Annotated in this window: 16 protein-coding genes and 1 riboswitch; of the genes, 8 read left to right on the forward strand and 8 right to left on the reverse strand. The window is 73.2% G+C overall.

Annotation, left to right across the window (positions count from 1 at the left end):
• The first annotated feature begins 131 nt into the window (after nt 1–131).
• Nucleotides 132–950 carry a serine protease gene (locus tag ACMA1D_RS23870; protein ID WP_414726057.1) on the forward strand — a complete coding sequence of 273 codons (819 nt, stop codon included), beginning with the start codon at nt 132–134 and terminating at the stop codon, nt 948–950.
• A 106-nt stretch (nt 951–1,056) separates the two neighbouring features.
• Here ACMA1D_RS23870 and ACMA1D_RS23875 read toward each other — a convergent pair whose 3' ends face one another.
• Nucleotides 1,057–1,287, reverse strand: a complete 231-nt coding sequence (locus ACMA1D_RS23875; protein WP_414726058.1) for a hypothetical protein — start codon at nt 1,285–1,287, stop codon at nt 1,057–1,059.
• Nucleotides 1,288–1,719: 432 nt separating this feature from the next.
• Here ACMA1D_RS23875 and ACMA1D_RS23880 point away from each other — a divergent pair, with 432 nt between their 5' ends.
• Entirely contained in the window at nt 1,720–3,840 is a 2,121-nt protein-coding gene (locus tag ACMA1D_RS23880; protein ID WP_414726059.1) for a DNA gyrase/topoisomerase IV subunit B, read from the forward strand.
• A gap of 259 nt (nt 3,841–4,099) precedes the next feature.
• Here ACMA1D_RS23880 and ACMA1D_RS23885 read toward each other — a convergent pair whose 3' ends face one another.
• The 4 genes from ACMA1D_RS23885 to ACMA1D_RS23900 form a co-directional block, all read right to left on the reverse strand.
• Nucleotides 4,100–4,780, reverse strand: a complete 681-nt coding sequence (locus tag ACMA1D_RS23885; RefSeq protein WP_414726060.1) for a response regulator — start codon at nt 4,778–4,780, stop codon at nt 4,100–4,102.
• Nucleotides 4,777–6,369, reverse strand: coding sequence for an ATP-binding protein (locus tag ACMA1D_RS23890; RefSeq protein ID WP_414726061.1), 1,593 nt, complete (start codon nt 6,367–6,369; stop codon nt 4,777–4,779). Before ACMA1D_RS23890 ends, ACMA1D_RS23885 begins: the two co-directional genes overlap by 4 nt.
• A gap of 382 nt (nt 6,370–6,751) precedes the next feature.
• Nucleotides 6,752–7,744, reverse strand: coding sequence for a sucrase ferredoxin (locus ACMA1D_RS23895; RefSeq protein WP_414726062.1), 993 nt, complete (start codon nt 7,742–7,744; stop codon nt 6,752–6,754).
• Nucleotides 7,745–7,958: 214 nt separating this feature from the next.
• The gene (locus ACMA1D_RS23900) at nt 7,959–9,524 is read right to left on the reverse strand and encodes a citrate synthase (RefSeq protein WP_414726063.1); all 1,566 of its coding nucleotides are present in this window, start codon (nt 9,522–9,524) and stop codon (nt 7,959–7,961) included.
• A gap of 121 nt (nt 9,525–9,645) precedes the next feature.
• Here ACMA1D_RS23900 and ACMA1D_RS23905 point away from each other — a divergent pair, with 121 nt between their 5' ends.
• Together ACMA1D_RS23905 and ACMA1D_RS23910 are read left to right on the forward strand one after the other, a co-directional pair.
• The gene (locus ACMA1D_RS23905; RefSeq protein WP_414726064.1) at nt 9,646–10,932 is read left to right on the forward strand and encodes a citrate synthase; all 1,287 of its coding nucleotides are present in this window, start codon (nt 9,646–9,648) and stop codon (nt 10,930–10,932) included.
• An 11-nt stretch (nt 10,933–10,943) separates the two neighbouring features.
• On the forward strand, nt 10,944–12,077 hold the full coding sequence (locus ACMA1D_RS23910) for a CobW family GTP-binding protein (protein WP_414726065.1): 1,134 nt from the start codon (nt 10,944–10,946) through the stop codon (nt 12,075–12,077).
• 380 nt (nt 12,078–12,457) lie between these two features.
• Here ACMA1D_RS23910 and ACMA1D_RS23915 read toward each other — a convergent pair whose 3' ends face one another.
• Nucleotides 12,458–14,911, reverse strand: coding sequence for a DNA gyrase/topoisomerase IV subunit A (locus ACMA1D_RS23915; protein WP_414726066.1), 2,454 nt, complete (start codon nt 14,909–14,911; stop codon nt 12,458–12,460).
• A 215-nt stretch (nt 14,912–15,126) separates the two neighbouring features.
• On the opposite strand from ACMA1D_RS23915, the gene ACMA1D_RS23920 reads away from it, so the two are divergent.
• The 3 genes from ACMA1D_RS23920 to ACMA1D_RS23930 all read left to right on the forward strand — a co-directional run bounded on the left by ACMA1D_RS23920 (nt 15,127) and on the right by ACMA1D_RS23930 (nt 19,899).
• Entirely contained in the window at nt 15,127–16,536 is a 1,410-nt protein-coding gene (locus tag ACMA1D_RS23920; RefSeq protein ID WP_414726067.1) for a M16 family metallopeptidase, read from the forward strand.
• Nucleotides 16,537–16,589: 53 nt separating this feature from the next.
• Nucleotides 16,590–17,957 (forward strand): M16 family metallopeptidase, encoded by a 1,368-nt coding sequence (locus tag ACMA1D_RS23925; RefSeq protein WP_414726078.1) that lies wholly within the window; start codon nt 16,590–16,592, stop codon nt 17,955–17,957.
• Nucleotides 17,958–18,800: 843 nt separating this feature from the next.
• Nucleotides 18,801–18,962, forward strand: a riboswitch (cyclic di-AMP (ydaO/yuaA leader).
• Nucleotides 18,963–18,975: 13 nt separating this feature from the next.
• Nucleotides 18,976–19,899, forward strand: a complete 924-nt coding sequence (locus ACMA1D_RS23930; protein WP_414726068.1) for a M23 family metallopeptidase — start codon at nt 18,976–18,978, stop codon at nt 19,897–19,899.
• Nucleotides 19,900–20,211: 312 nt separating this feature from the next.
• Here the strand turns inward: ACMA1D_RS23930 and ACMA1D_RS23935 are convergent, their stop codons facing one another.
• Together ACMA1D_RS23935 and ACMA1D_RS23940 are read right to left on the reverse strand one after the other, a co-directional pair.
• A complete protein-coding gene (locus ACMA1D_RS23935) occupies nt 20,212–21,315 on the reverse strand; it encodes a winged helix DNA-binding domain-containing protein (protein WP_414726069.1) in 1,104 nt (367 codons plus the stop codon).
• A gap of 1,269 nt (nt 21,316–22,584) precedes the next feature.
• Nucleotides 22,585–22,866 (reverse strand): HPr family phosphocarrier protein, encoded by a 282-nt coding sequence (locus ACMA1D_RS23940; RefSeq protein ID WP_349996806.1) that lies wholly within the window; start codon nt 22,864–22,866, stop codon nt 22,585–22,587.
• 146 nt (nt 22,867–23,012) lie between these two features.
• Here ACMA1D_RS23940 and ACMA1D_RS23945 point away from each other — a divergent pair.
• Nucleotides 23,013–25,520, forward strand: a 2,508-nt coding sequence (locus ACMA1D_RS23945; RefSeq protein ID WP_414726070.1) for a GNAT family N-acetyltransferase, incomplete at its 3' end; no start/stop codon positions are given.

The raw sequence follows: 25,520 nt of genomic DNA on the forward strand, positions 1-25,520 counted from the left end.
GGCCATACGCTGCGCTTTTACGGGCCGGGACCTCCCTGTGGGGTCCCGGCCCGTGCGCTGTCCGGATGCGGGGCGCGCCCGTATGGGTGACGCTGAGCGCACAGCTCACTGCGTTAGGTCAGGAGGCCTGTATGCGTACCCTGCTCTCTTCGCTGTCCACCTCGTTACTCGCGGCGCTTGTGGCCGTGCCGGCTCTGGTGGGGCCGGCGGCTGCGGAAGGCGTGGTGATCGGTGGCCAACCGGCGCAGGCGACGGAAGCCCCCTGGGTGGTGGCGCTCGGGAGCCGGGACCGGTTCGGCGATGCGCGCGCCGGCCAGTTCTGTGGTGGGGTCCTCGTCTCCCGGACCACGGTGCTCACGGCCGCGCACTGCATGGGGCGCGAGGTGCTCGGGGTGGACCGAGGGGCGGTCGGTGACCTGCGGGCGATCGTGGGGCGCCCCGATCTCCAGGGCGAGGGCGGCGAGGAGGTCCCGCTGCGCCGGCTGTGGGTCAATCCGGACTACGACCCGGCGACGAACGCGGGTGACGTCGCCGTCCTGACCCTGGCGCGCGAGCAGCCGGCGGATCGGGTCATTGCGATGGCGCGCAGTGGGGACGCCGCCTATCGGCCGGGTACGAACGCCACCGTCTACGGGTGGGGAGACACCACGGGCATGGGGAACTACGCAACGAAGCTCATGGCGTCCGAGGTGAAGATGCTCGACGACCAGCGCTGCGAGGAGGCGTACCCGGGCACCAACGAGGGCACCTACCTGGCGCGCTCCATGGTGTGTGCGGGGGAGCCAGGTGGTGGGCGGGACGCCTGTCAGGGGGACAGCGGAGGGCCGCTGGTGGCGCGGGGGCGCCTGGTCGGGCTGGTCTCCTGGGGCAGCGGTTGTGCCCAGCCGGGGAGCCCGGGGGTCTACACGCGGATTTCAGCGGTGGCGCCGCTGGTGGAGCGCCACGGCTGAGGTCGCTCGCTCCGGTGAGGAGACGAGGAGGGCGGTCGCCCCACGCTGTGTGGGGTGACCGCCCGCGCCGGCTTGGCCGGTCCTCGCTCGTCGTGGGTGCGATGTGTCAGCGTTCCTCGGGGGACGCGGACGCCGGTGCAGCGGTCAGCCGCTCGGTCTCGTCCTGTATTTCCGCGGCGATCTTCTTGAGTTCTGGCTCAAACTTGCGCCCGTGGTGGGCGCAGAAGAGCAGTTCGCCACCGCTTGTCAGCACGACGCGCAGATATGCCTGGGCGCCGCAACGATCGCAGCGGTCAGCGGCCGTCAGCGGGCTCGCGGGGGTCAGAACAGTAGTCACGTCGCCTCTTCTCTAGCTCGACGAGCTGTCGTACCAGGGTCAACATCCAACCAGGCCGAAAACGTTCCCGTTCGTGGCTTTCGCTCGAAACTTTTTTCCGAGTCGGCTGGATGGTGACGGTTGGCGGCGAATGAGCCGTATTTCGGTGGCTTACGGTTTCACGTCGCTTGTCGGTCTTGTCCCGCCGGCTGGGTTGCCGGGTTGTTCATCAGGACGTGCCCGGAGCCTAAATGGTTCATGCCTCCTTGGGAACGTGATGTACGCGTCACCCTATTGAGGGATCGAACGTACGAGCGACTCTCGTTTAGCATGGACGTACTCACGGGTGGCTGCACAAAGGCTCTACCAGGCCTCTGTACGCTTCTGACGGCGACTAGCCCACCCATGAGCCCGGCCGAGGGCCAGCTTGAAATTCAGCGAGGAGCGAACCGCGTGACCGCCGAGATGTCTGTGCCGTCCACTGCGCTGCTGACCGGAGCAGATCGAGGCGGATCCAACTACACCGCGCGGCACCTGCTCGTCCTGGAGGGGTTGGAAGCGGTCCGTAAGCGCCCCGGCATGTACATCGGCTCCACGGACAGCCGCGGCCTGATGCACTGCCTCTGGGAGATCATCGACAACTCGGTGGACGAGGCGCTGGGCGGTTACTGCGACCAGATCGAGGTGATCCTGCACGAGGACGGCTCGGTCGAGGTCAGGGACAACGGGCGCGGCATCCCCGTGGACGTGGAGCCCAAGACCGGGCTTTCGGGCGTCGAGGTCGTGATGACCAAGCTGCACGCGGGCGGCAAGTTCGGCGGCGGCTCGTACGCGGCCTCCGGCGGTCTGCACGGTGTGGGCGCCTCCGTGGTGAACGCGCTGTCGGCGCGGCTGGACGTCGAGGTGGACCGCAGCGGGGCCACGCACGCCATCAGCTTCCGCCGTGGGGTGCCCGGGATCTTCACCGAATCCGGTCCCGAGGCGCCGTTCGACCCGGCGAACGGGCTGCTCAAGGGCAAGCGCGTACCCAAGACCCGGACCGGCACCCGGGTGCGGTACTGGGCGGACCGGCAGATCTTCCTCAAGGACGCCAAGCTCTCGCTCGACACCCTGCACGCCAGGGCCCGGCAGACGGCCTTCCTGGTCCCCGGGCTGACGTTGATCGTCCGGGACGAGCGCGGGGTGGAGGAGGACAAGCCGGTCGAGGAGACCTTCCGGTACGACGGCGGGATCAGCGAGTTCTGCGAGTACCTCGCGCAGGACAAGGCGGTCTGCGACACCCTCCGGCTGTCCGGGCAGGGCAGCTTCAAGGAGACCGTGCCCGTGCTCGACGAGCGGGGACACATGACGCCGACCGAGGTCACCCGGGAGCTCGGGGTCGACATCGCGATGCGGTGGGGCACCAGCTACGACACCACCGTCAAGTCCTTCGTCAACATCATCGCCACGCCCAAGGGCGGCACCCACGTCTCGGGCTTCGAGCGTTCGATCACCAAGACCATCAACGAGGCGCTGCGCTCGGCCAAGGTGCTGCGCGTCTCCGAGGACGACGTGGTCAAGGACGATGCGATGGAGGGGCTCACCGCGGTCGTCACGGTGCGGCTCGCCGAGCCCCAGTTCGAGGGGCAGACCAAGGAGGTCCTCGGCACCTCGGCGGCCTCCCGGGTGGTGGCCAACGTGGTGGCCAAGGAGCTGAAGGCGTTTCTCGCCTCGCCCAAGCGGGACGTCAAGCAGCAGGCCCGGGCCGTGATGGACAAGGTTGTCGCCGCGGCGCGCACCCGGATCGCGGCCCGGCAGCACAAGGACGCGCAGCGCCGCAAGACGGCCCTTGAGTCCTCCTCGCTCCCGGCCAAGCTCGCGGACTGCCGCAGTGACGCGGTGGATCGCAGTGAGCTCTTCATCGTGGAGGGCGACTCGGCGCTCGGTACGGCCAAGCTGGCCCGGAACTCCGAGTTCCAGGCCCTGCTGCCCATTCGCGGCAAGATCCTCAACGTGCAGAAGTCCTCCATCACGGACATGCTCAAGAACGCCGAATGCGGCGCGATCATCCAGGTCATAGGGGCGGGGTCGGGGCGTACCTTCGACATCGACCAGGCGCGCTACGGCAAGGTGATCTTCCTGGCCGACGCCGATGTGGACGGGGCGCACATCCGCTGTCTGCTGCTCACGCTCTTCCAGCGCTACATGCGCCCCATGGTGGAGCAGGGGCGGGTGTTCTCCGCCGTGCCCCCGTTGCACCGGGTGGAGCTGATCCAGCCCAAGAAGGGCCAGGACAAGTACCTGTACACGTACTCGGACGACGAGCTGCGCCAGACGCTGCTGGAGCTGGAGCGGAAGAAGATCCGCTTCAAGGACAGCATCCAGCGGTACAAGGGCCTCGGTGAGATGGACGCCGACCAGTTGGCCGAGACGACGATGGACCCGCGCCACCGGACCCTGCGCCGGATCAACATCAGCGACCTGGAGGCGGCCGAGCGGGCCTTCGACCTCCTCATGGGCAACGAGGTGGCGCCGCGCAAGGAATTCATCACCAGCTCCGCCGCGACGCTGGACCGGTCGCGCATCGACGCCTAGGAGGTTGCGGCGAAGGGGGCGTGCAGCCCCCTAGGCGCCCCGCTGAGGCACTGCGGCGCGCGGCGGCTCCCGAAGGGTCGCGCCCCGGTCCCGGGCTGTGGGCGGGGCAGCAGGCGCCGTGCGTGCCGTTGTCGTGACGGAGCGCAGCCTTCCGGGCCTCGGCGTGGAGGGCACGCGACCCGGCCCGCGGCCGGGGTGCTCGGGAGTCGGGTTGCGGGCTGTGCGTGGGGGCGGGTTCGGGGCGCCCCTTCCGGTTGAGTCAGGGGGCGCGCCAGGCGTAGCGGTGTTCGGGGCGGCCGGTTTCGCCGTAGCGCAGGCTCAGCCGGACCCGGCCGGCGCGCTCCAGCAACTTGAGGTAGCGCTGGGCGGTCTGGCGGCTGAGTCGGGAGCGGTCGGCGACCTCCTGGGCCGAGAGCGGTCCCTCGGCGGCGCGCAGGACCTGGCGTACGAGGTCCGCGGTGAGCGGGGAGTGGCCCTTGGGTAGGGCCGCGGGGTCGGCCGGGGTGCCGCCGAGGGCGCTGAATATGCGGTCGACCTGGTCCTGACCGGCCTCTTCGCCGCTGGCCAGGGCCCGGCGGACGGCGGCGTACGCCTCCAGTTTGGTGCGCAGGCCGGCGAAGGCGAAGGGCTTCACGAGGTACTGGAGGGCACCGTGGCGCATCGCGGCCTGCACGGTGGCGACGTCACGCGCTGCCGTCACCATGATCACGTCGGTGTGGTGGCCGCGCTGGCGCAGCCGGGCGACGAGGGAGAGGCCGGTCTCGTCCGGTAGGTAGTGGTCGAGGAGCACCAGGTCCACGGTGGTGCGCTCGACGTGGGCCAGGGCCTCGGCTGCGGTGTGCGCGCGACCGACGACGGCGAAGCCGGGGACCTTCGCCACGTACGCGGCGTTGATCTCGGCCACCCGGACGTCGTCGTCCACGACCAGTACGTCGATCATCGGGGCTCCTCGGTGAGTGCGTCCGGCAGGACGATGGTGAACTCGGCGCCGCCGGTGTCGGGGCCCGAGACCCGGGCGCTGCCGCCCTGGCGTTCGGCGAGCCGACGGACGAGGGCGAGGCCGATGCCGCGCTTGCCGTGGGCCGGTGGCGCCTTGGTGGTCCAGCCCTCGTTGAAGATCAGTTCGCGCTGGTCGACGGGGATGCCGGGGCCGGTGTCGGTGACCCGGACCAGCAGCGTGCAGCCCTCCGCGTACAACTCGATCTCCACGGCCGGGTCGGGCGCACCGGGCGCGGCGTCCAGTGCGTTGTCGACCAGGTTGCCGACGATGGTGACCAGGCCGGGCGGGTCGATCACCCGGTTGGGGAGCCAGGTGTGCGGGGAGACGCGGAGCGAGACGCCGCGTTCGGCGGCGACGGTGGCCTTGCCGACCAGGAGCGAGGCGAGCAGCGCGTCGTGCACGCGCTCGGTGACCTGTTCGGCGGTGGCCCGGTGGACGCCGACGGCTTCGGTGATGAACTCCACGGCCTCCTCGTACAGTTCGAGTTCGAGCAGGCCGAGGAGGGTGTGCAGGCGGTTGGCGTGTTCGTGGTCCTGGGCGCGGAGGGCGTCGATCAGGCCGCGGGTGCCGTCGAGTTCGCGGCCGAGCCGCTCCAACTCGGTGCGGTCGCGCAGGGTGGCGACCGCACCGCCGTCGTCGGTCGGCATCCGGTTGGCCACGAGCACCCGCCCGTTGCTGACGGTGAGCAGGTCGGCGCCGGTGACGTGGCCCGCGAGGACGTCGGCGGTCCGGCCCTGGGGGAGGACCTCGTGCAGCGGGCGCCCGGTGTCGGTCGGGTCGAGGTCGAGCAGGCGCTGCGCCTCGTCGTTGATGAGTCGGATTCGGCCTCGCTCATCGAGAGCGAGTACGCCTTCCCGGATGCTGTGCAGCATCGCCTCGCGCTCCACCAGTAGCGCGGAGATATCGGAGAACGCCAGGTCATGGGTGCGCCGTTGAAGTCTGCGGGCCACCAGGTAGGCGGCTATCGCGCCCACGGCGAGGGCGCCGCCGGCGTACGCCAGGAGTCCTGGGACGGCGGAAAGCAGTCGGTCCCGTACGTTCTCGTACGCGATGCCGACGGAGACGGCGCCGACGATGGCGCCGTTCTCGTCGCGCAGCGGGACCTTGCCGCGGGCGGAGCGGCCGAGGGTGCCGCGGTCGATCTCCATCAGTTCGCGCCCGGCCAGGACCTCGCTCGGGTCGGTGGAGACGCGTCGGCCTATCTGTTCCGGCGAGGTGTGGGACCAGCGGACCCCGTTCCGGTCCATGACCACGACGTACTCGGCTCCGGTCGAGCGTCGGATCTGTTCGGCCTGGGCCTGGATCGGGCCGTCGGGGGTGGGCCGGGAGGTGCGGAGTTGGTCGTCGAGTTCCGGCCGGGCGGCGGTGGTCTGGGCGATGGCCAGCGCCCGGTGCATGGCCTGGTCGTCGAGTTGGGAGCTGAGGGGCGCCAGGAACAGCCCGGTGGCCAGGGCCGTGACCCCGGTGGTGATGGTCAACTGCACCAGGAGCACCTGTGAGAAGACGCGCCGGGGCCACCCGATCCGCATCCGTCCGCCTCCGTTCCGTCCCCCGTCGCCACCGTGGCCAGCCCTGGCTCGTACCGGCGGAACCGCCCCTTCCGATCCACTCATGGGGATGAACGTACGGGGGCGCGGGCGTCGGCGCCGCGCGCGGTGGGGTTTTGGGTGTCCGTTCTAGCCTGAGCAAAAGGCGCGCAACAGAGAGCGGAACGTTTTTGCTGGTCAGCGCCGGGTGGGGAACGCGGACAAGAGGGGCGAAGGGGTTGCCCTGGCGGTCGGGGCGGGCCGTGGTGGGGACGGTCCAAGGGGGAGCCCGCCGGCGGGGACGGCGGGTCGCGCGTGGCGGGCACGCACCGCGGTGGCCCGGGCCGGGCGGCCGGCGTCCGCGGTTCTCACCTGGCCTCCGGCCTCAGGTGGCCAGCGGGTCGATGGCGAGCACGTCGAAGCGGGCCGGGGTGCCCGGGGCCGCGCCGCAACTCTCCGGGCGGGGGAGTTCGGCGGGCAGTTGGGCGAGGGTGACCTGCCAACCGCGCCCGTCGGTGTGCTGGACGGTGGCGGTCCAGCCGGTAGCTGCCGGCTGGGCGGCGGCGAACTCCGCAGGCAGCGGCCGGTGGGCGAGGCCGGTGACCGTGAGCGCATCGGCGTGCTGCTCGTCGATGTGACGGCGTACGGCGAGGTCGGCGGCCTGCCCGGGGCGGTCCCAGGCGGAGCGCCCGCGCGCGCCGTCGGTGACGATCCGCCCGCGCCGCGCGCCGGCCAGGACTTCCTTGACGGAGTGCGCGGTGGCCCTGCCGTACGCGTACCCGTACGGCAGCACCAGCAGGGTGGGGGAGAAGCGGTGGCCGCCGATGTGGGTGATCTCCCAGACGTCGGCGCCGCTGGCGGCCAGTTCGGCGGCGAGCGGTCGGCCGAGCAGGGCGCAGCAACGATCCCGCTTGCCGTTGGTGCACACCAGGGCGAGGGGTTCGCCCGCGTACGGCTCCCAGTGGGGGAGGGGTGCAGCGGTGTCGGGAGGGGTGGGGGCGGGGCGAGTGTCCAGGGTGTGGACGTCACCGGCGCCGAGGGCGGCGAAGTCCAGGGCGAGGAGCGCCGCAGCTTCGGTGACCTGGGCGGTGCGCATCCAGGACCGGCCGGGCAGGGTGTGGGCGACGATCACGCGTTGTCGGGTCGGCAGATGGCAGTCGGCGTGCCGGCCGGGGCGCCGGATGAGGGCGACGCGTACGCCGGTGCCGTCGGCCGCCTGCTCCAGGGCGCGCCCGACGGCCGGGTCGAGATGGCTCGCGGTGACGGCCTTGGCGCCCCAGGGGCCGCTCTGTTCGATCAGTAGCCAGGTCCGGGCGGTGGCGGCGGTGCCGGCTAGGGGCTCGGCCAACTCCCGTGACCTGGTCGCACAGGTGCTCACACAGGTGAGCCTAACTTGATCTTCGAGCCGGGCCGGGCGCGCAGCTCGGCGCGACCTGTTCCGGCCACGTCGATCGCCTTGGCGGGGGCGGGATCGGGCCGGGAGCGTGGGTGGCGGAGGGAGCGGGGCGGGCTGCGCCGTTCGGGGGATGGGCGGGGTGGTGGTGGGGCGTGAGGGCGGGGCCGGTGGGGTGGGGCGCCGACCACGCCCCGAATCAGGGCAGGGGTTGGGGTGGTCGGGGGCCGGTGTAGTGGCCGTTGGGGCGCATGCGGAGGGGGGGTTCGGCGTACTCCTCCAGTGCGTGGGCGATCCAGCCCGCCACTCTGGCCAGGGCGAACACCGTCTCGCCGGCCTCGGACGGCATGCCGGCCGACACCGTCAGGACCGCGAGCGCCAGATCCACGTTGGCGTGCAATGCGGTGTGCCGGGCGGCCGTCGCCTCCACCTCGCGGGCGGCGGCCAGCGCGGCAGCCGCCTCGGGGACCTCCGCGAGCAGGGCGAACAGCGTCCGGGCGCGCGGGTCGTGCGCCGGGTACAGCGGATGGCCGAGCCCCGGTACGCGACCACCGGCGCGCAACTGGTCGGCCACCACCACGGCGGCACTGCCGCGGTCCAGCGCCTCGGTCAGCATCCGGTGGGCGAGTCCGCTGGCGGCGCCGTGGAGCGGGCCGTCCGCCGCGCCGAGCCCGGCCGACACGGCGGCGTACGGATGCGCCCGGGCCGATGCGGCGACCCGTACGGCCAGCGTCGATGCGGCCAGGTCGTGGTCGATGAGCAGCACCAGTGCGGTCTGGAGCGCGCGTAGCGAGGCGGGGTCGGGGCGGCGCGGGGAGAGCCGGAGCCACAGTTGCTCGGCGATGCTCGGCGCCTGGCGGGTGGTGGCTGTGCCGTCGGCGCCGGGGCGCGTCGTGGGTTGGGGTGCGCCCTGAGGCGTGCTCAGGGGTGGGTACGGGGCCCGCAGGGCGGCCGGGGGCGGGGCTGGCTGGGCCGGCTCGCCTGGTGGCGGGTCGGCCTCGGTGCCGGGGTGGCCGGGTGCGGGTGGGAGGCCGGTTCCGGCCGTGGCGGTGGCCGGGCCGGGCGGCTGCGTCCCCGTCGCCGACGGGGTGGGTTGGTCGGGCCCGGTGCCCGCGGGTGTGGTGTCGCTCCCGGTGGCGTACGGGGGCGGCTGCTGGCCCGGCGCGTAGGGGAGGGCGTCCACCAGCGTGGCGATCAGGCTGCGCGCGCTGGCGAGCACCGTCTGCGGGCTGAGGTCGAAGCGGAGCGGATCGGCTGCCGCGGCGGCGATGGCGGCGACCCGCAGGCCGTCCATCGGGCCGCTGTGCGGGGGCAGTGCGGCCACCGCCCGGCGAGCTGCGGCGCGCGTCTCCGGCGGCGCGGTGAATCGCAGCCCCGGTCGGAGCCGTCCGGTCCACAGCCACTCGGCGACCTCCTCGTAGCCGTACCGCCGGGCCAGTTCGGTGGCGTCGACGCCGCGGTAGTGGTGGCGGTCGGGCGTGATGAGGGTGATGCCGGTGCGGACGAGGGTGCCGCCGGGGGCCGGCTGGCCGGCGGGCTGCGCCGGGGAGTCGCGCCGGCCGCGGCGCGCGAGGGCCGCCACCTCGTGTGCGTCGAAGGTGCTGCCCCGTTCGCCCGGCGTGCGGTGGCTGGTGAGTTGGCCGCGGCTGACGTAGGCGTACACCGTCTCGGGTTTGACGCCGAGGAGTTCGGCCGCCTCGCGGGTGGTCAACCGGCGTGCGTCGGTGCCGTTCGCTGTCTCGGGGTCCGTTTCCGTGTCCGCCATGGCCCCACCGTATCCATGTCCGCCGCCGGCAATACATATTGATTAGCCCTACTGTAATCAACATTGACAATCTGATCATTCATATCGGACAGTCAAATCAATGTGAGGAGAGGAGTCGGAGATGTCGCATCAGGAGACCGGGGCGCCCGCGGGAGGGGCCCCGTCGGCGGAGCGGGCGCACCAGCCCCAGCAGTCCCAACACGCCCAGCAGTCGCCGCAGGCGCAGTCGGGTGCGGGCCGGGGCGCGCAGCGCAGCGGGGAGCGCGGTGACCCCATCGAGGTGCCGCGCGGACTGGCCGGAGTCGTCGTGACCGACACCGCACTCGGGGACGTACGGGGCCGCGAGGGCTTCTACCACTACCGTCAGTACTCGGCCGTGGAACTCGCCGAGAGCCGCACCTTCGAGGACGTCTGGCACCTGCTGTTCCACGGCGCGCTGCCCACCGCGGCCGAGCGGGACGCCTTCGCCGCGCACACCGCTGAGCTGCGCGGACTGCCCGAACCGGTGGCGGCGGCGCTGCCCGGGATCGCCCTGGCGAGCGGGGCGTCCGGGCCGCTGGCCGGGCTGCGCACCGCGCTCTCCCTGTGGGGTGCGTGCGTGGGGCTCAAACCGCTGTACGACATCGACACGGAGCGTCGCCGCGCGGATGCGCTGGCCGCGTGCGCCGTGGTGCCCACGGTGTTGACGGCGCTGCACCGGCTCGGCGCGGGGCTGGAGCCCATCGCGCCGCGGGACGACCTGCCGTACGCCGCCAACTACCTGTACATGTTGACGGGTTCGGAGCCGGACCCGCAGCAGGCCCGGGCCATCGAGCGGTACTTGATCTCGACCATTGACCACGGATTCAATGCGTCCACGTTCACGGCCCGGGTGATCACCTCCACCGGTGCGGATCTGGCCGCCTGTCTGGTGGGTGCGGTCGGCGCGCTGTCCGGGCCGTTGCACGGCGGGGCGCCGAGCCGGGCGCTGGACACCCTCGATGCCATCAAGACCCCCGACCGGATCGACCCCTGGATCAGGGAACGGGTGCTGGCCGGGGAGCGGATCATGGGCTTCGGGCACCCCGTCTACCGCACGGAGGACCCGCGGTCCCGGATGCTACGCGGCGTCGCGCAGGGCTTCGGCGGCCCGCTGGTGGACTTCGCCGTCGAGGTGGAGGCGCAGGTGGAAGCGATTCTGGCGGAGCTGAAGCCGGGGCGTGAGCTGCACACCAACGTCGAGTTCTACGCCGGGGTCGTGATGGAGCTGTGCGGGTTGCCGCGTGCCATGTTCACGCCCACCTTCGCCGCGGCCCGGGTCGTGGGCTGGAGCGCCAATATCCTGGAGCAGGCGGAGGACTCGAAGATCATCCGCCCGGCGGCCCGCTACGTGGGGCCGCCACCGCCGCAGCCCGTACCCGCCGTGTGAGAGGTCCCCCGTTGAGCGAGCAGCAGATCCCGGTCATCGTCCTCGCGGGCTTCCTGGGGTCGGGCAAGACCACCCTGCTCAACCATCTGCTCCGGCACAGCGGCGACACCCGGATCGGGGTGATCGTCAATGACTTCGGGGCCATCGAGATCGACGCGATGAGCGTGTCGGGGCAGGTGGGTTCGACGGTTTCGCTCGGCAACGGCTGTCTGTGCTGTGCGGTGGACGTCAGCGAACTCGACGGTCACCTGGAAGCGCTCACGGCGCCCGCCGCGCGCCTCGACGTCATCGTCATCGAGGCGAGCGGGCTGGCCGAGCCGCAGGAGCTGGTGCGCATGGTGCTGGCCAGCGACAACCGCCGGGTGGTCTACGGCGGGTTGGTCGAGGTCGTGGACGCGGCCGAGTTCACCGCCACCCGGGAGCGGCACCCGGAGGTCGACCGGCACCTGGCCATGGCCGATCTGATCGTGCTGAACAAGGACGACCGAGTGCCCGAGACCGACCGCAAGGCGCTCGGTGACCTGCTCGCCGAACTGAGCCCGGGCACCGCGGTCATCGCCGCCGAGCACGGCCGCGTCGACCCCGAGCTGCTGTTCGCATGCCGCCCGCGCGACGAGAGCGCCGCCCGCCAGCTCACCTTCGAGGACCTGCGCGCGGAACTCGGTCTCGACGACGAACCTCCCCTGGAGCACCTGCACGCCGGGTACGAGAGCCTGTCGTTCACCGCGCCGACGCCGCTGGACCCGCAGCGCCTGATGGCGTTCCTCGACTCCAGGCCGACCGGTCTGTACCGGATCAAGGGTTTCGTCGACTTCGGCTCCGGCGATCCGCGCAACCGGTACGTGCTGCACGCCGTGGGCCGGTTCCTGCGCTTCTACCCGGAGCCCTGGCCATCGGCCGCGGTCCGGGAGACGCAACTGGTCCTCATCGGCTCCGGCCTCGACGTCCCCGCACTCCGGGAACGGCTGGCGGCGTGCGGTACGGAACCGGCGGCGCAGGGGCGGACGGACCTCGCGCTCGCGGAGCCTGACGCCGTGGCGGAGCCGGCGGGCCCGGCCGGCGCGGCGCCGCCGGCCGTCGCCCGGAGCATGTGGGGCGTACTGCGGTACGTCCAGCACGCCGAGCAGGAACAAGACGAGGAGTAGAGGAGTAGCGGTCCAGGGGGAGACGCGGAGGCGCGGCACGCGCGCGGGGGAGACGGCCCCCGGCTCGGACGCTTTCCGCCCCGCCACACCGCGCCCACCAGGCACTACCGGGCCGGCCGCCCGCATGTCACGGCTGACCCCAGCCGCCGTAACCACCCGCCCGTCGCAACCAGCCGTACGACGGACGACCTCGGCCGAACCGCCGCCACAGCCGTACGACGACGGCTCGGCCAGACCCCAACCCCCACCCCAGCCCCAACCGTACGAAAACGGTCCGGCCGAACCTGGACCGAACCCCGGCCGCAGCCATCCGGCAGCACGCACACCGCCACGGGCCACGCACCGCGGGCCGCAGGCCACACCGCCTGCGGCCCGCTCCGCTACGTCGCCGGGCCCGCGATCGCCGCGATCGGCTTGGCCAGCGGGACGCCGGAGCCGTCGCGGCGCGGGTCGGGGTCCGGGAGTGGGGCGGGGGCGCCGGTGTCGGTCGCCGCGCGCGCGGGAGCCGCCCCGGCCCAGGCCATGACCAGGCAGTCCTCGCCCTTCAGGAACCGCTGGCAGCGCACCCCACCGGTGGCCCGGCCCTTGCGCGGATACTGGTCGAACGGGGTGAGCTTGGCCGTCTGGACCGAGCCGTCGAGCGTGTCGTGCGCCCCGGCCACCGTGAAGACCACCGCATCGGCCGCCGGATCGACCGCGCCGAAGGAGAGCACCGTGGCGCCTGCGCCCAGCTTCACCCCGGCCATGCCGCCCGCGGCCCGGCCCTGTGGGCGCACCTGCGCGGCCGGATAGCGCAGCAACTGGGCGTCACTGGTGATGAAGACCAGGTCCTCGTCGCCCGTACGCAACTCGACCGCGCCCACGATCGCATCGCCCTCGCGCAGCGCGATGACGTCCAACTCCTCCTTGTTCGTCGGATAGTCCGGCACCACCCGCTTGACCACCCCCTGCGCGGTGCCGACGGCGAGGCCGGGCGACGCCTCGTCCAGCGTGGTCAGACAGACCACCCGCTCACCCTCGGTGAGCGTGAGGAACTCCGTCAGCGGCGCCCCGCCCGCCACGTTCGGCGCCGATGCGGTGTCGGGCAGCGTCGGCAGGTCGACCACCGCGATGCGCAGCAGCCGGCCGGTGGAGGTGACCACGCCCACGTCGGCGCGGGCCGTGGCCGGCACCGAGGAGACGATCACGTCGTGCTTGGCGCGGTGTGCCGCACCGTCGTCCACCGGCGGCTCCCCGGTGGCCGTCCGCGCGAGCAGTCCCGTGGAGGACAGCAGCACCCGGCACGGGTCGTCGGGGACCTCCAGCGGAACCGCCGCCACCGGGGCGCCCGCCGACTCCAGGAGCACCGTGCGCCGCTCCGTACCGAACTTCTTGGCCACCGCGGCCAGTTCGCTGGAGACCAGCTTCCGCAGCTCCGCGTCCGACTCCAGGATGCGCGTCAGCTCGGCGATCTCCTGGGTGAGCTTGTCCCGCTCCGCCTCAAGCTCGATCCGGTCGAACTTGGTCAGCCGGCGCAGCGGGGTGTCCAGGATGTACTGGGTCTGGGTGTCCGACAGCCCGAACCGGGCCATCAGCGACTCCTTGGCCTGCGCCGCGTTCTCGCTCGACCTGATGAGGCGGATGACCTCGTCGATGTCGAGCAGCGCCGTGAGCAGGCCCTCGACCAGGTGCAGCCGGTCCTGCCGCTTGCGGCGCCGGAACTCGCTGCGCCGCCGCACCACGGTGAAGCGGTGGTCGAGGTAGACCTCAAGGAGTTCCTTGAGGCCGAGCGTCAGCGGCTGGCCGTCGACGAGGGCGACGTTGTTGATGCCGAAGGACTCCTCCATCGGCGTCAGCTTGTACAACTGCTCAAGGACGGCCTCCGGGTTGAAGCCGTTCTTCACCTCGATCACCAGCCGCAGCCCGTGCTCACGGTCGGTGAGGTCCTTGACGTCGGCGATGCCCTGGAGCTTCTTCGCCCCGACCAGGTCCTTGATCTTGGCGATGACCTTCTCCGGGCCGACCGCGAACGGCAGCTCCGTCACGACCAGGCCCTTGCGCCGCGCGGAGACGCTCTCCACCGAGACGGTGGCCCGGATCTTGAACGTGCCGCGCCCGCTCTCGTACGCGTCGCGCACGCCGGTCAGGCCCACGATGCGGCCACCGGTCGGCAGGTCGGGGCCCGGCACGAAGCGCATCAGCGTGTCGAGGTCGGCGCCCGGGTGCTTGATCAGGTGCCGGGCGGCGGCGATGACCTCGCCGAGGTTGTGCGGCGGCATGTTCGTCGCCATGCCGACCGCGATCCCGGACGAGCCGTTGACCAGCAGGTTCGGATAGGCGGCCGGCAGCGCCACCGGCTCCTGCTCGCTGCCGTCGTAGTTCGGGGTGAAGTCGACCGTGTCCTCGTCGATGGACTCGGTCATCAGCGAGGTCGCCGAGGCCATCCGCGCCTCGGTGTACCGCATGGCGGCCGGCGGGTCGTCATTGCCCAGCGAACCGAAGTTGCCGTGCCCGTCGACCAGCGGCAGCCGCATCGAGAAGGGTTGGGCCATGCGCACCAGCGCGTCGTAGATGGACGCGTCGCCGTGCGGGTGCAGCTTGCCCATCACCTCGCCGACGACCCGGGCGCACTTCACGTACCCCCGCTCGGGGCGCAGGCCCATGTCGTTCATCTGGTAGAGGATGCGGCGGTGCACGGGCTTGAGGCCGTCCCTGGCGTCGGGCAGCGCGCGCGAGTAGATCACCGAGTAGGCGTACTCCAGGAAGGAGCCCTGCATTTCATCGACGACGTCGATGTCGAGGATGCGCTCCTCGAAATCCTCCGGTGGCGGGGTCTTCGTGCTGCGGCGGGCCATCGCGGCTGCGGCTCCTTCTCCTGCCGGTGCGAGTGTTGACGCCGACCATTGTGGACCGCCGCACTGACAACGCGGACCGCGACCCGGCCGCGGGCAGGTGTCGGAGCCGCCCACAGCCGGGCACATCGCCGGGAACTTCGCCAGATGTCAGCCCGGTTGCATACAGTGACAGGACTGCTCAACCCGCGAAAGATCGCGCGATCGAAGGGACGTACATGCCCATGGGTCACACGGCCACGCAACAGGCCGGCTCCGGCGGCCTGACAGCGACCGAGCACCGCCTGGCGAACGGCCTGCGGGTGGTGCTCTCCGAGGACCACCTGACCCCGGTCGCCGCGGTCTGCCTCTGGTACGACGTCGGCTCCCGCCACGAGGTCAAGGGCCGCACGGGCCTCGCCCACCTCTTCGAGCACCTGATGTTCCAGGGCTCGCACCAGGTCAAGGGGAACGGCCACTTCGAGCTCGTGCAGGGCGCCGGCGGCTCCCTCAACGGCACCACGAGCTTCGAGCGCACCAACTACTTCGAGACCATGCCGGCCCACCAGGTGGAGCTGGCGCTGTGGCTGGAAGCCGACCGCATGGGGTCGCTGCTCTCCGCGCTCGACGACGAGAGCATGGAGAACCAGCGGGACGTGGTGAAGAACGAGCGCCGCCAGCGGTACGACAACGTCCCGTACGGCACCGCGTTCGAGCGCCTGACCGCGATGGTCTACCCCGAGGGCCACCCGTACCACCACACCCCCATCGGCTCGATGGCGGATCTGGACGCGGCCTCGCTGGAGGACGCGCGGCAGTTCTTCCGCACGTACTACGCGCCGAACAACGCCGTGCTCTCCGTGGTCGGCGACATCGACCCGGAGCAGACGCTGGCCTGGGTCGAGAAGTACTTCGGCTCCATCCCGGCGCACGACGGCAAGCCCACCCCGCGCGACGGCGCGCTCCCCGACGTCCTGGGGGAGCAGGTGCGCGAGGAGGTGCGCGAGGAGGTGCCGGCCCGGGCGCTGATGGCCGCCTACCGGCTGCCGCACGACGGCACCCGGGAGGCGGACGCGGCCGACCTGGCGCTGACCGTGCTCGGCGGCGGCGAGTCCTCGCGGCTGCACAACCGCCTGGTGCGGCGCGACCGCACGGCCGTCGCGGCCGGCTTCGGGTTGCTGCGGCTGTCCGGTGCGCCCTCGCTCGGCTGGCTCGACGTCAAGACCTCGGGCGGCGTCGAGGTGCCCGCGATCGAGTCGGCCGTCGACGAGGAACTGGCCAGGTTCGCAGCCGAGGGCCCGAGCCCGGAGGAGATGGAGCGCGCCCAGGCGCAACTCGAACGCGAATGGTTGGACCGGCTGGCCACGGTCGGCGGCCGGGCCGACGAACTGTGCCGGTACGCGGTGCTGTTCGGGGACCCGCAGTTGGCGCTGACCGCGGTGAGCCGGGTGCTCGACATCACCGCCGCCGAGGTGCAGGCCGTCGCCGCCGCCCGACTGCGCCCCGACAACCGGGCCGTGCTCGTCTACGAGCCGATCGAGCCGGCGGAGAGCGCCGAGGGCGCCGAGCCGACCGAGCCGACCGACGTGGTCGAGGCCACCGGGACCGACGCAGCGACCGAGGACAACGAGGAAGGGGCCGACCGGTGAGCGACGCCGCAGCCACGAGCCAGACGAAGGCGACGGACACCGCCGTGACGAGCATGCAGTTCCACCCCCAGCCGCAGCCCGGCCAGCCCAAGCCGTGGGCGTTCCCCGCGCCCGAGCGCGGCCAGTTGTCCAACGGCCTGACCGTGCTGCGCTGTCACCGCCCCGGCCAGCAGGTGGTCGCGGTCGAGGTCAACCTCGCCGCGCCGCTTGAGGCCGAGCCGCAGGGCATCGAGGGCGTCGCCACGATCATGGCGCGGGCGCTGTCCGAGGGCACCGACCGGCACACCGCCGAGGAGTTCGCCGCCGAGCTTGAGCGCTGCGGCGCGACCCTGGACGCGTACGCGGACCACCCGGGGGTCCGGGTCTCGCTTGAGGTGCCGGCCTCCCGGCTGCACAAGGCGCTCGGGCTGCTCGCCGACGCGCTGCGCACGCCCGCCTTCCCCGCCGGGGAGGTCGAGCGGCTGGTGCACAACCGGTTGGACGAGATCCCGCACGAGCTGGCCAATCCGGCCCGGCGGGCGGCGATGACGCTCTCCAAGGAGCTCTTCCCGGCCGACTCGCGGATGTCCCGTCCGCGGCAGGGCACCGAGGAGACGGTGGCGGCCGTGGACGCCGCCGCGGTGCGCGCCTTCTACACGGCGCACGTACGTCCCGCGACGGCCACCGCCGTGGTCGTCGGCGACCTCACCGGCGTCGACCTCGACGAGGCGCTCGCCGACACGCTGGGCGCCTGGACGGGCGATGCCGGGCAGGCCCGCCCGGTGCCGGCCGTCGCCGCCGACGACACCGGACGGGTCGTCATCGTGGACCGCCCGGGCGCGGTGCAGACCCAACTGCTCATCGGCCGGGTGGGCGCGGACCGGCACGACCGGGTCTGGCCGGCGCAGACGTTGGGCACCTACTGCCTGGGCGGCACCCTCACCTCCCGGCTGGACCGGGTGCTGCGTGAGGAGAAGGGCTACACCTACGGCGTGCGGGCCTTCGCCCAGGTGCTGCGCTCCACGGCCGACGGCTCCGGCCTCTCGCTGCTGGCCATCAGCGGTTCGGTGGCCACCGAGGTGACCGGGCCGGCGCTGGAGGACGCCTGGAAGGTGCTGCGCACGCTGGCCGCCGAGGGGCTGACGGACGACGAGCGCGACGTGGCCGTGCAGAACCTGGTGGGCATCGCCCCGCTGAAGTTCGAGACGGCGGCATCGGTCGCCGGCACCCTCGCGGACCAGGTGGAACAGCACCTGCCGGACGACTTCCAGGCCCACCTCTACCGCCGGCTCGCCGAGACCGGCACGGTCGAGGCGACCGCGGCCGTCGTGAACGCCTTCCCGGTGGACCGCCTGGTCACCGTGCTGGTCGGCGACGCCTCGGCCATCGAGGAGCCGGTGAAGGCGCTGGGCATCGGCGACGTGCGGGTGGTCTCCGGCTGACGCCGTCCGATCCGGCGGCGGCCGGGCACGCGACCGACGGGCGCCCGAGTGGGCGGGGCCCCCGTCCGGCCGTCGCATGCCCGGCCGCCCAACGGCGCCCTGCCGCCGGGCCTGGCACTGCCCCTTGATCGGGCGGTGCGGAACCCGCCGCGCAGGTCCCGCCGTGTAGACCCCGCGGTGCAGAGCCCGCGGTGCAGACCAGTTGTACGGGCGTTCCGTACGGATTCGCCGTACGAAGCTGTTGCGCGGAGCCTTGGCGTACGGAGCCGTCGTACGCGTCGCTCCGTACGACAGGGAGCGCGGGCGGGGCCGCGCGCGTGGGCGGGTGGGTGGATGCCACGGCGGTCACGGCGACGGGCCTGAGTGCCCGAGACGGACTGAGTTCCTGAGACGGGCCTCCGCCTGAGCCGCTGACCGCCTCGCGCGCGTGCGCGCGCGTACGGGGAGTGCAAGGCAAGGGAGTGCGAGGAAAGTGGGGGCGGGCGCGGCGCGCGGAGCCCTGGTACGGCCTCGTACGCCCATATCGCCCGTGTCGCCTACCGGATTCACGAGGCGTCACGGGGCGCGGGAGCCGGCGGGGCGGCCGGTGCGTGGCGTCTGGTGAGGGGGCCGGGCGCGAGGCCGGGCGAGCGGGGCGCGGGCGCTCTGTTGCTGACGGAGCGTTAAGGAGCCGCGGAGTCAAGAGGGAATCCAGGGGCTTTCGGTATGTCTGGTTTGCTGGAGAGGCTGCCCATCTGCCGTGTGGCGTGCGCAACAAACAGCCGGTTCTGTTTGCCGATCAAAAGTGGTCCCGCTTAGCGTCAGGGCCGTTGTTCGTCACGCATCCGCCACATCCGTGGCACCGGACAACCATCGCCGAGTCCCTCTGGTGCGAGCCGAGGGAGCCGGGGACCCAAATCCCCTGGGGTGAATCGGCCGCCATCCTCTCGCGGGGCGTGGTGACCGTAGGAGACCTTCCTGCTCCGAACCCGTCAGCTAACCCGGTAGGCGAGAGGGAAGGAAAGGAGCACGCCTCCTCATGGCGTTCACCCGTGCCACCGGGCGGCACCGTCGCCCCACCCGTTTCGCCCGTAGCAGTGCGAATGTGGCGGGTATGGCCACTCTCGCCGCCTCCGGAGTCGTCGCCGGCATCGCGGCGCCCGCGATGGCCGCTTCCGGTGCCGATGCGTCGCCGGAACTTCAGGACACCGGCCTGCGCCAGGCCGTGACCCTGAACGACAACATCGCCGACAAGATCGGTGCCCAGGCTGACGCCCAGTACACCGCCGCCGAGCAGGCCGCGGCGGAGCAGCAGGCGGAGGAAGAGGCGCGCCAGCAGGCCGCCAAGCACGCCGCCGAGGTGAAGCGGAAGGCGGAGGAGGCCAAGCGCAAGGCCGCCGCCGAGGAGGCCAAGAAGAAGGCCGCCGCCAAGAAGGCCGCCGAGGCCAAGGCCGCCGCGGAGCGCGAGGCCCAGCAGAAGGCCAGCGAGCAGGCGAGCCAGACGGAGCAGACCGGGCAGTCCCGTGCCTCCCGCACCACCGAGCGCGCGGCGATCGGCAGTTACGTTTCGCCGATCGCGGGCAGCTACGTCTCCACCCAGTACAAGGCGTCCGGCGGCAACTGGTCCTCCGGCAGCCACACCGGCATCGACTTCCACGCCAGCACGGGCACCACGGTGCGTGCCGTGGGCGCCGGCACCGTGGTCGAGGCCGGCTGGGGCGGTGCGTACGGGAACAACGTCATCATCAAGATGAACGACGGCACCTACACCCAGTACGGCCACCTGCACAGCCTCTCCGTCTCGGTCGGCCAGACCGTGGCGCCGGGCGAGCAGATCGGCATCTCGGGCAGCACGGGCAACTCCACCGGCCCGCACCTGCACTTCGAGGCCCGCACCTCCGCGCAGTACGGCTCGGACATCGACCCGCTGGCCTACCTCAGGTCGCACGGCGTCAACATCTAGCCCCGGTTCACCACGCTTGGCCGGCCACCGCCCGCGGTGGCACGGTGGCGGTGTGCGCGCCCTTGCGCGCGGCCCCGCCGGGCGCCCCCATGCCGCGCGAGCGGCCCGCCCGGTCACGGCCCACCGCCCACCCGGCACTCGTTCTCCCGCCAAGGCCCCGGCTCCCGAAGCCGGGGCCTTCGGCGTGCCCCGCGCGCGTGCCCGCCCGTACGCGCCGACCACGGGCGCCAAACCCGGTGCGGGCCGCACGTTCGGGTGCGGGCAGGGGCAGTGCGGGCGTACGCGCGTGCGGGCGCGCGCGGGAGTTGGGGATTACGGCGCGGGCGCGTCGATGCGCACCCGGTCGCGGTCGTCACCGTCCTCGGAGAGGAAGGACGCCAGGGCCTGGCCCTGTTCGGCGACCGCGGTGCGGTCGGTGCGCGAGAGCCGGCGCAGCGGTGTCACGCGGACGGTGCCGTCCCGGACGGTCCAGGTCGCCGCGACGGTGCCGTCGACCAGGACGAAGCGGGCGCCGGTGACGGACAGCCCGCGGTGCGCGTCGTCGATGATCCGGCTGCGGTCGTGGTAGCCGAGCACCGCGTTGTCGAACGCGGGCAGGAAGCGTACGGGGGCGGGCGTGTCGGCGTCGGGGCGCGGCGCGTCCGGGAGGTCGAGGAGTTCCCGGCCCCGTTCGTCGCGGAAGGTCACCAACTCCGGGCGCAGGGCGCGGATCGCCGCGGGCAGCCCGGCCACGCCGCACCAGGCGCGCACGTCAGCCGATGCGGCCGGGCCGAAGGCGGCCAGGTAGCGGCGCACCAGCGCCTGCCCGACCGGGTCCGCGGCGTCCGGGGCCAGGGGGTCGACCGGGCGCCCGAGCCAGGACGCCAGCAGCACGTTGCGCACGCCGGCCCGGGCGCGCCACACCCCGCGCGGCGGCAGCTGGGCGGTGGGGACGAGCGCGGCGACCACCAGTTCGCCCAACGCCCGGGGCACGACGGTCGGCCAACGCTCGGCGAGCGCCCGGGTGAGCTCGGCGTTCGAGCACGGCCCGGCGTCCAGCTTGGCCCGGCCGGCCGCGGCGAGTTCATCGAGGTCGACGCCGTCGAGTTCGCGACGGTAGGCACCCAGGGCGCGCTGGAGCAGCATGGCGTCGTGCCGGGACCGCCAGGCCAGCGCATCCTCGGCGGTGACCAGGTGAACGGTGCGGCGCATCAGGGCGGTACGCACCACCCGCCGCTCCACTAGGAGGTCCGAGAGCGCCCCAGGGTCGAAGGCGCGCAGCCGCGACCACAGGCCGACGAATGGTTCCTGCGGCTCCTGCGCCTGGAGTCCGCCCAGGTGCGCGACGGCGTCGGTGAGCGGGACGTCGGCGCGGGCGAGCAGGAACTGCCGGGCCAGCGACGCCCGCCCCAACGCCCTGGTGCCGAGAACGCTCACCGGCCCCCCGCCCCGTGCAACGCCGGTACGGGCCGACGGGCGGCGGCCTGCTTCGCGGTGCTGGCGGTGGGCCGCCACGGGGCGGCCGGCGGTCCCGGTTCGCTGGTCTTCACGATGCGGTCGGTCCTCTCCCGGTGCTGATGAAAGCTGTGGGGTGATGGGTGATGGGTGATGGGGATGGGTGATGGGTGATGGGGGTGGTGGGGCGGGCGTGGGTGGTGGAGCTGTTGCGCGGGGCCCCGCCGGCTTCGCGGGTTGCGAACGGGGCGCCTGCTGGCCATTCTTGCCGGCCTTGCGGTCAGCTTCTGACCGCGATCCGCTGCTGGTGCCGTTCGGCTGCCGAGTGGGCGCCGGTCGAGGCTCGCGGGCGCGCCGTGGGCGATGTGTGCCTGGTCCCCGCCACGCCGGGCTGCAACGACCTCGCGTACGCGCGCGCATGAGGACGGAGGGCGCGGCCCGAAAACCTCGCGCGCCTACGCGTGCGCGAGGGGCGGCCTCCACGGGGTGCTGCCTGCACTGCCTACGGGCCCGACAGCGCCTGGCCGGATGGTGCGGACCTTCGCGCGCGTCACGCGCGCGGCAGGCAGCGCAGGCACGGGGCGTGCGTGGATTGCTCCGCGGGTACGGGACCTGCCTGCCGGACGGCCGTACGCGTAGCGGGCAGGCGCCGCGTCCACGGGGTGCCGGCCGTACTCGCCCGACCCGGCTGGGGGGAGGGGTAGGCGTACGGGGGAAGCCGAGCCCCCCGGGGGGACGCCTCGGGTGATGGACCGGAGGGCCGTACCGGTCGACTGGGTGGGCCACGGCCCCGTGCCCCGTGCCGCGTGCGGCGCCCGCTCCGTGCCGAGCGGGGCACCTGCCCCGTGCTCCGTGTGCGCGCCCTGTCGCCCCGGTGCACCGTGCGCGCTCCGTACGGCATCGCCTCCGTGCGGCGTTCCCCACCCGGTGCGCCCGCGGCGTCCGGGGCCGTCCTGCCCGTGCGGGTGAGGGCTCACGCGGCGCAGTACTGCCGGGCCCGGCCCGTACGGCGCTGCGTCCCGCGCCAGGCGCGCGAGGTTCGCCGAACCCGTCCTGCGCCACGCGCGCGAGGGGCCCGCCGCGCTCGGGACCTGCGGGCGTGCCAGGTACCCGCGCCGTACCGCGTTCCAGACGCCCGGTGCACCCGGCGCCCCCCCCGGGCCCCACACCGCGCCCAGCGCAGAGCACATACAGCAGGGCCGCGGTGACGTGCATCCGTCACCGCGGCCCTGTCGTGCGCTGGAGAGCGAGTCAGACCGTCTCCGGGAGCTCCTCAAGGCCCTCGGCGACGAGCTTGGCCAGGCGGTCGAGCGCGGCCTCGGCGCCATCGGCCTCGGAGGCCAGGACGACCTCTTCGCCACCCTGCGCGCCGAGTCCGAGGACGGCGAGCATCGAGGCGGCGTTGACCGGGTCGGCGTCCGGCTTGGCGATCGTCACGGGGACGCCGGAGGCCGTCGCGGCGCGGACGAAGATGGACGCGGGGCGAGCGTGCAGGCCCTCTGCCCAGCCGACGGTGACGCGGCGCTCAACCATGGTGTTGCCCTTCAGGTGGTTTTTGTTGTCTAGACCAGTCTCTCACGGGGCGCGGAGTGCTCCGGCGGGGCCCATGCACAGCCTGCCCCGCCACAACGGAGTGCGCGAGTCGGACCGTTGTCGGTCCCCCCGCATAGGCTGGACGCATGGAAACGCCGGCCGAGCACGCCTATCCGACCCACTGGGAAGCGGACGTGGTGCTCCGTGACGGCGGCACCGCCCAGATCCGCCCCATCACCCCCGACGACGCGCAGCGGCTGGTCGACTTCTACGAGCACGTGTCGGACGAGTCGAAGTACTACCGCTTCTTCGCCCCGTACCCCCGCCTCTCCGACCGTGACGTGCACCGCTTCACGCACCACGACTACGTGAACCGGGTCGGTCTCGCGGCGACGGTCGGGGACGAGTTCATCGCCACCGTCCGCTACGACCGGATCGACGACCGCGGGCTGCCCGCGTCGGCGCCGGCCGACGAGGCCGAGGTCGCCTTCCTGGTGCAGGACGCGCACCAGGGGCGCGGCGTGGCCTCCGTCCTGCTTGAGCACATCGCGGCCGTCGCCCGCGAGCGCGCGATCCGGCGCTTCGCCGCCGAGGTGCTGCCCGCCAACACCAAGATGATCAAGGTGTTCACGGACGCGGGCTACACCCAGCAGCGCAGCTTCGAGGACGGCGTGGTCCGGCTGGAGTTCGACCTGGAGCCCACGGCGCGGTCGCTGGCCGTGATGCGGGCCCGGGAACAGCGCGCCGAGGCGCGTTCGGTGCAGCGGCTGCTCGCGCCCGGTTCGGTGGCGGTCATCGGCGCCAGCCGGCGGTCGGGCGGCGCCGGCCGCGCGGTCCTGGGCAACCTGCTCGCCGGTGGCTACACGGGCCGGGTGTACGCGGTCAACTACGCCTTCCCGGCCGGGCCGTCCCGGCTGACGGGCACCGACCTCGCGGAGGCACAGCGGGCGGCCGGCGCACACCCGGGCACGGACCGGTCCGCCGGCGCGCCCGACGGCGGAGCGGCGACCCCGTTGCGCACGGCCGGTGCGCCCACCCCCGCTGGCGGTGGCACGGCGGTCCCCGCGCGCGGGGGCGACGGCGGCGGTGCGGCGGACGCCCAGCAGGGCGCCGCCGACGGGGCGCGGACTACCACCGGCCCGCAGCAGGGTCCGGGCGGCGCCCGCCCCGCGCCCGGGGACCTCCCGCGCCCCGCACCACACGCGGGCGGGCGAGGTCAGGCCGCCGTGCCGGCGGACCAGGCCGACCCCTCGGCCGCCGGGACCGCCCGCCCGGCCGCCGGGACCGCCGCGTCGACCGGTCCCGCCGCTGGTGACGAGCCCGACACGGGAGTCGAGCCGGTCGCCGATGAGCCGGGCGTCGCCGCGTACCGCTCGGTGCGGGACATCCCCGACCCGGTGGACCTGGCCGTCATCACGGTCCCGGCCGAGCAGGTGCCGGCCGTGGTCGCCGACTGCGGCGAGCACGGCGTGCAGGGCTTGGTCGTGGTCTCGTCCGGGTACGCCGAGAGCGGGCCCGAGGGGCTGGAGCGGCAGCGGGAACTGGTCCGCCAGGTCAGGTCGTACGGGATGCGGCTGATCGGCCCCGGCGCGCTCGGGGTGATCAACACCGCCGACGGCGTGCGTCTCAACGCCTCCCTCTCGCCGCAGCGGCCACCGGCGGGGAACCTCGGTCTGTTCACCCAGTCCGGCGCGATCGGCATCGCCCTGCTGTCCGGCCTGCACCGGCGCGGCTCCGGCCTGTTCGGGATCTCCACCTTCCTCTCGGCCGGCAACCGCGCCGACGTGTCGGGCAACGACCTCCTCCAGTACTGGCACGACGACCCCGACACCCAGGTGGCGCTGTTCTACCTGGAGTCCATCGGCAATCCCCGGAAGTTCACCCGGCTCGCCAAGCGCACGGCGGCGCTCAAGCCGGTGGTGGTGGTCAAGGGCGCCCGGCACAGCGGCAGCGAACCGCCCGGGCACGCGGTGCCCACCACGCGCATCCCCGACGCCACCGTCTCCGCGCTCTTCCGGCAGGCCGGTGTGATCCGCGTGAGTACGGTGACCGAACTCGCCGACGTCGGCCTGTTCCTCGCCGCCCAGCCGCTGCCGCGCGGCCCCCGGGTCGCCATCCTCGGCAACTCGGAGTCGCTCGGCCTGATCACCTACGACGCCTGTCTGACCGACGGGCTGCGCCCGCTGCCGCCCCTCGACCTGACCACGGAGGCCGAGCCCGCCGACTTCCACGCGGCGCTCGCCAGGGCCCTCGCCGACGACCTGTGCGACGCCGTCGTCGTCACGGCCATCCCGGCCGTGGACGGCGGCTCGGCGACGGAGCTGGCGCAGGCCATCCGGGAGGCCATCGCGCAGAGCGGGGCGGCCAAGCCGGTCGCCGTGGTCCACCTGGAGATCCCCGGGCTCGCGGCGGCCCTGGCCCAACCGGACGCCCCGCACCCCGCCGCCCAGCCGCCGTACGAACCGCCGACGGCGCCCCACGCGCGGGCGGGCGCGGGCGAGGCTGCGACCGACGACACGACCGAGGCCACGACCGAGGAGGCCACCGAAGTCACCACCGAGGCCGCGGCGACCGTCGGCGGGACGCCGGTGGCGGACGGCGCGGCGGTGCGCGCCGCCGGGGGAGCGGCCCCGGGCGCCCGGCCGACCCCCGGC

This window comes from Streptomyces sp. 796.1, from assembly GCF_047525675.1.
GTDB lineage: Bacteria > Actinomycetota > Actinomycetes > Streptomycetales > Streptomycetaceae > Streptomyces.

Coding starts and splice junctions, on each gene's coding strand:
- ACMA1D_RS23870 (WP_414726057.1), top strand. CDS start 132: ATGCGTACCCTGCTCTCTTCGCTGTCCACCTCGTTACTCGCGGCGCTT.
- ACMA1D_RS23885 (WP_414726060.1), bottom strand. CDS start 4,780: ATGATCGACGTACTGGTCGTGGACGACGACGTCCGGGTGGCCGAGATC.
- ACMA1D_RS23890 (WP_414726061.1), bottom strand. CDS start 6,369: ATGCGGATCGGGTGGCCCCGGCGCGTCTTCTCACAGGTGCTCCTGGTG.
- ACMA1D_RS23900 (WP_414726063.1), bottom strand. CDS start 9,524: ATGGCGGACACGGAAACGGACCCCGAGACAGCGAACGGCACCGACGCA.
- ACMA1D_RS23905 (WP_414726064.1), top strand. CDS start 9,646: ATGTCGCATCAGGAGACCGGGGCGCCCGCGGGAGGGGCCCCGTCGGCG.
- ACMA1D_RS23915 (WP_414726066.1), bottom strand. CDS start 14,911: ATGGCCCGCCGCAGCACGAAGACCCCGCCACCGGAGGATTTCGAGGAG.
- ACMA1D_RS23920 (WP_414726067.1), top strand. CDS start 15,127: ATGCCCATGGGTCACACGGCCACGCAACAGGCCGGCTCCGGCGGCCTG.
- ACMA1D_RS23925 (WP_414726078.1), top strand. CDS start 16,590: ATGCAGTTCCACCCCCAGCCGCAGCCCGGCCAGCCCAAGCCGTGGGCG.
- ACMA1D_RS23930 (WP_414726068.1), top strand. CDS start 18,976: ATGGCGTTCACCCGTGCCACCGGGCGGCACCGTCGCCCCACCCGTTTC.
- ACMA1D_RS23940 (WP_349996806.1), bottom strand. CDS start 22,866: ATGGTTGAGCGCCGCGTCACCGTCGGCTGGGCAGAGGGCCTGCACGCT.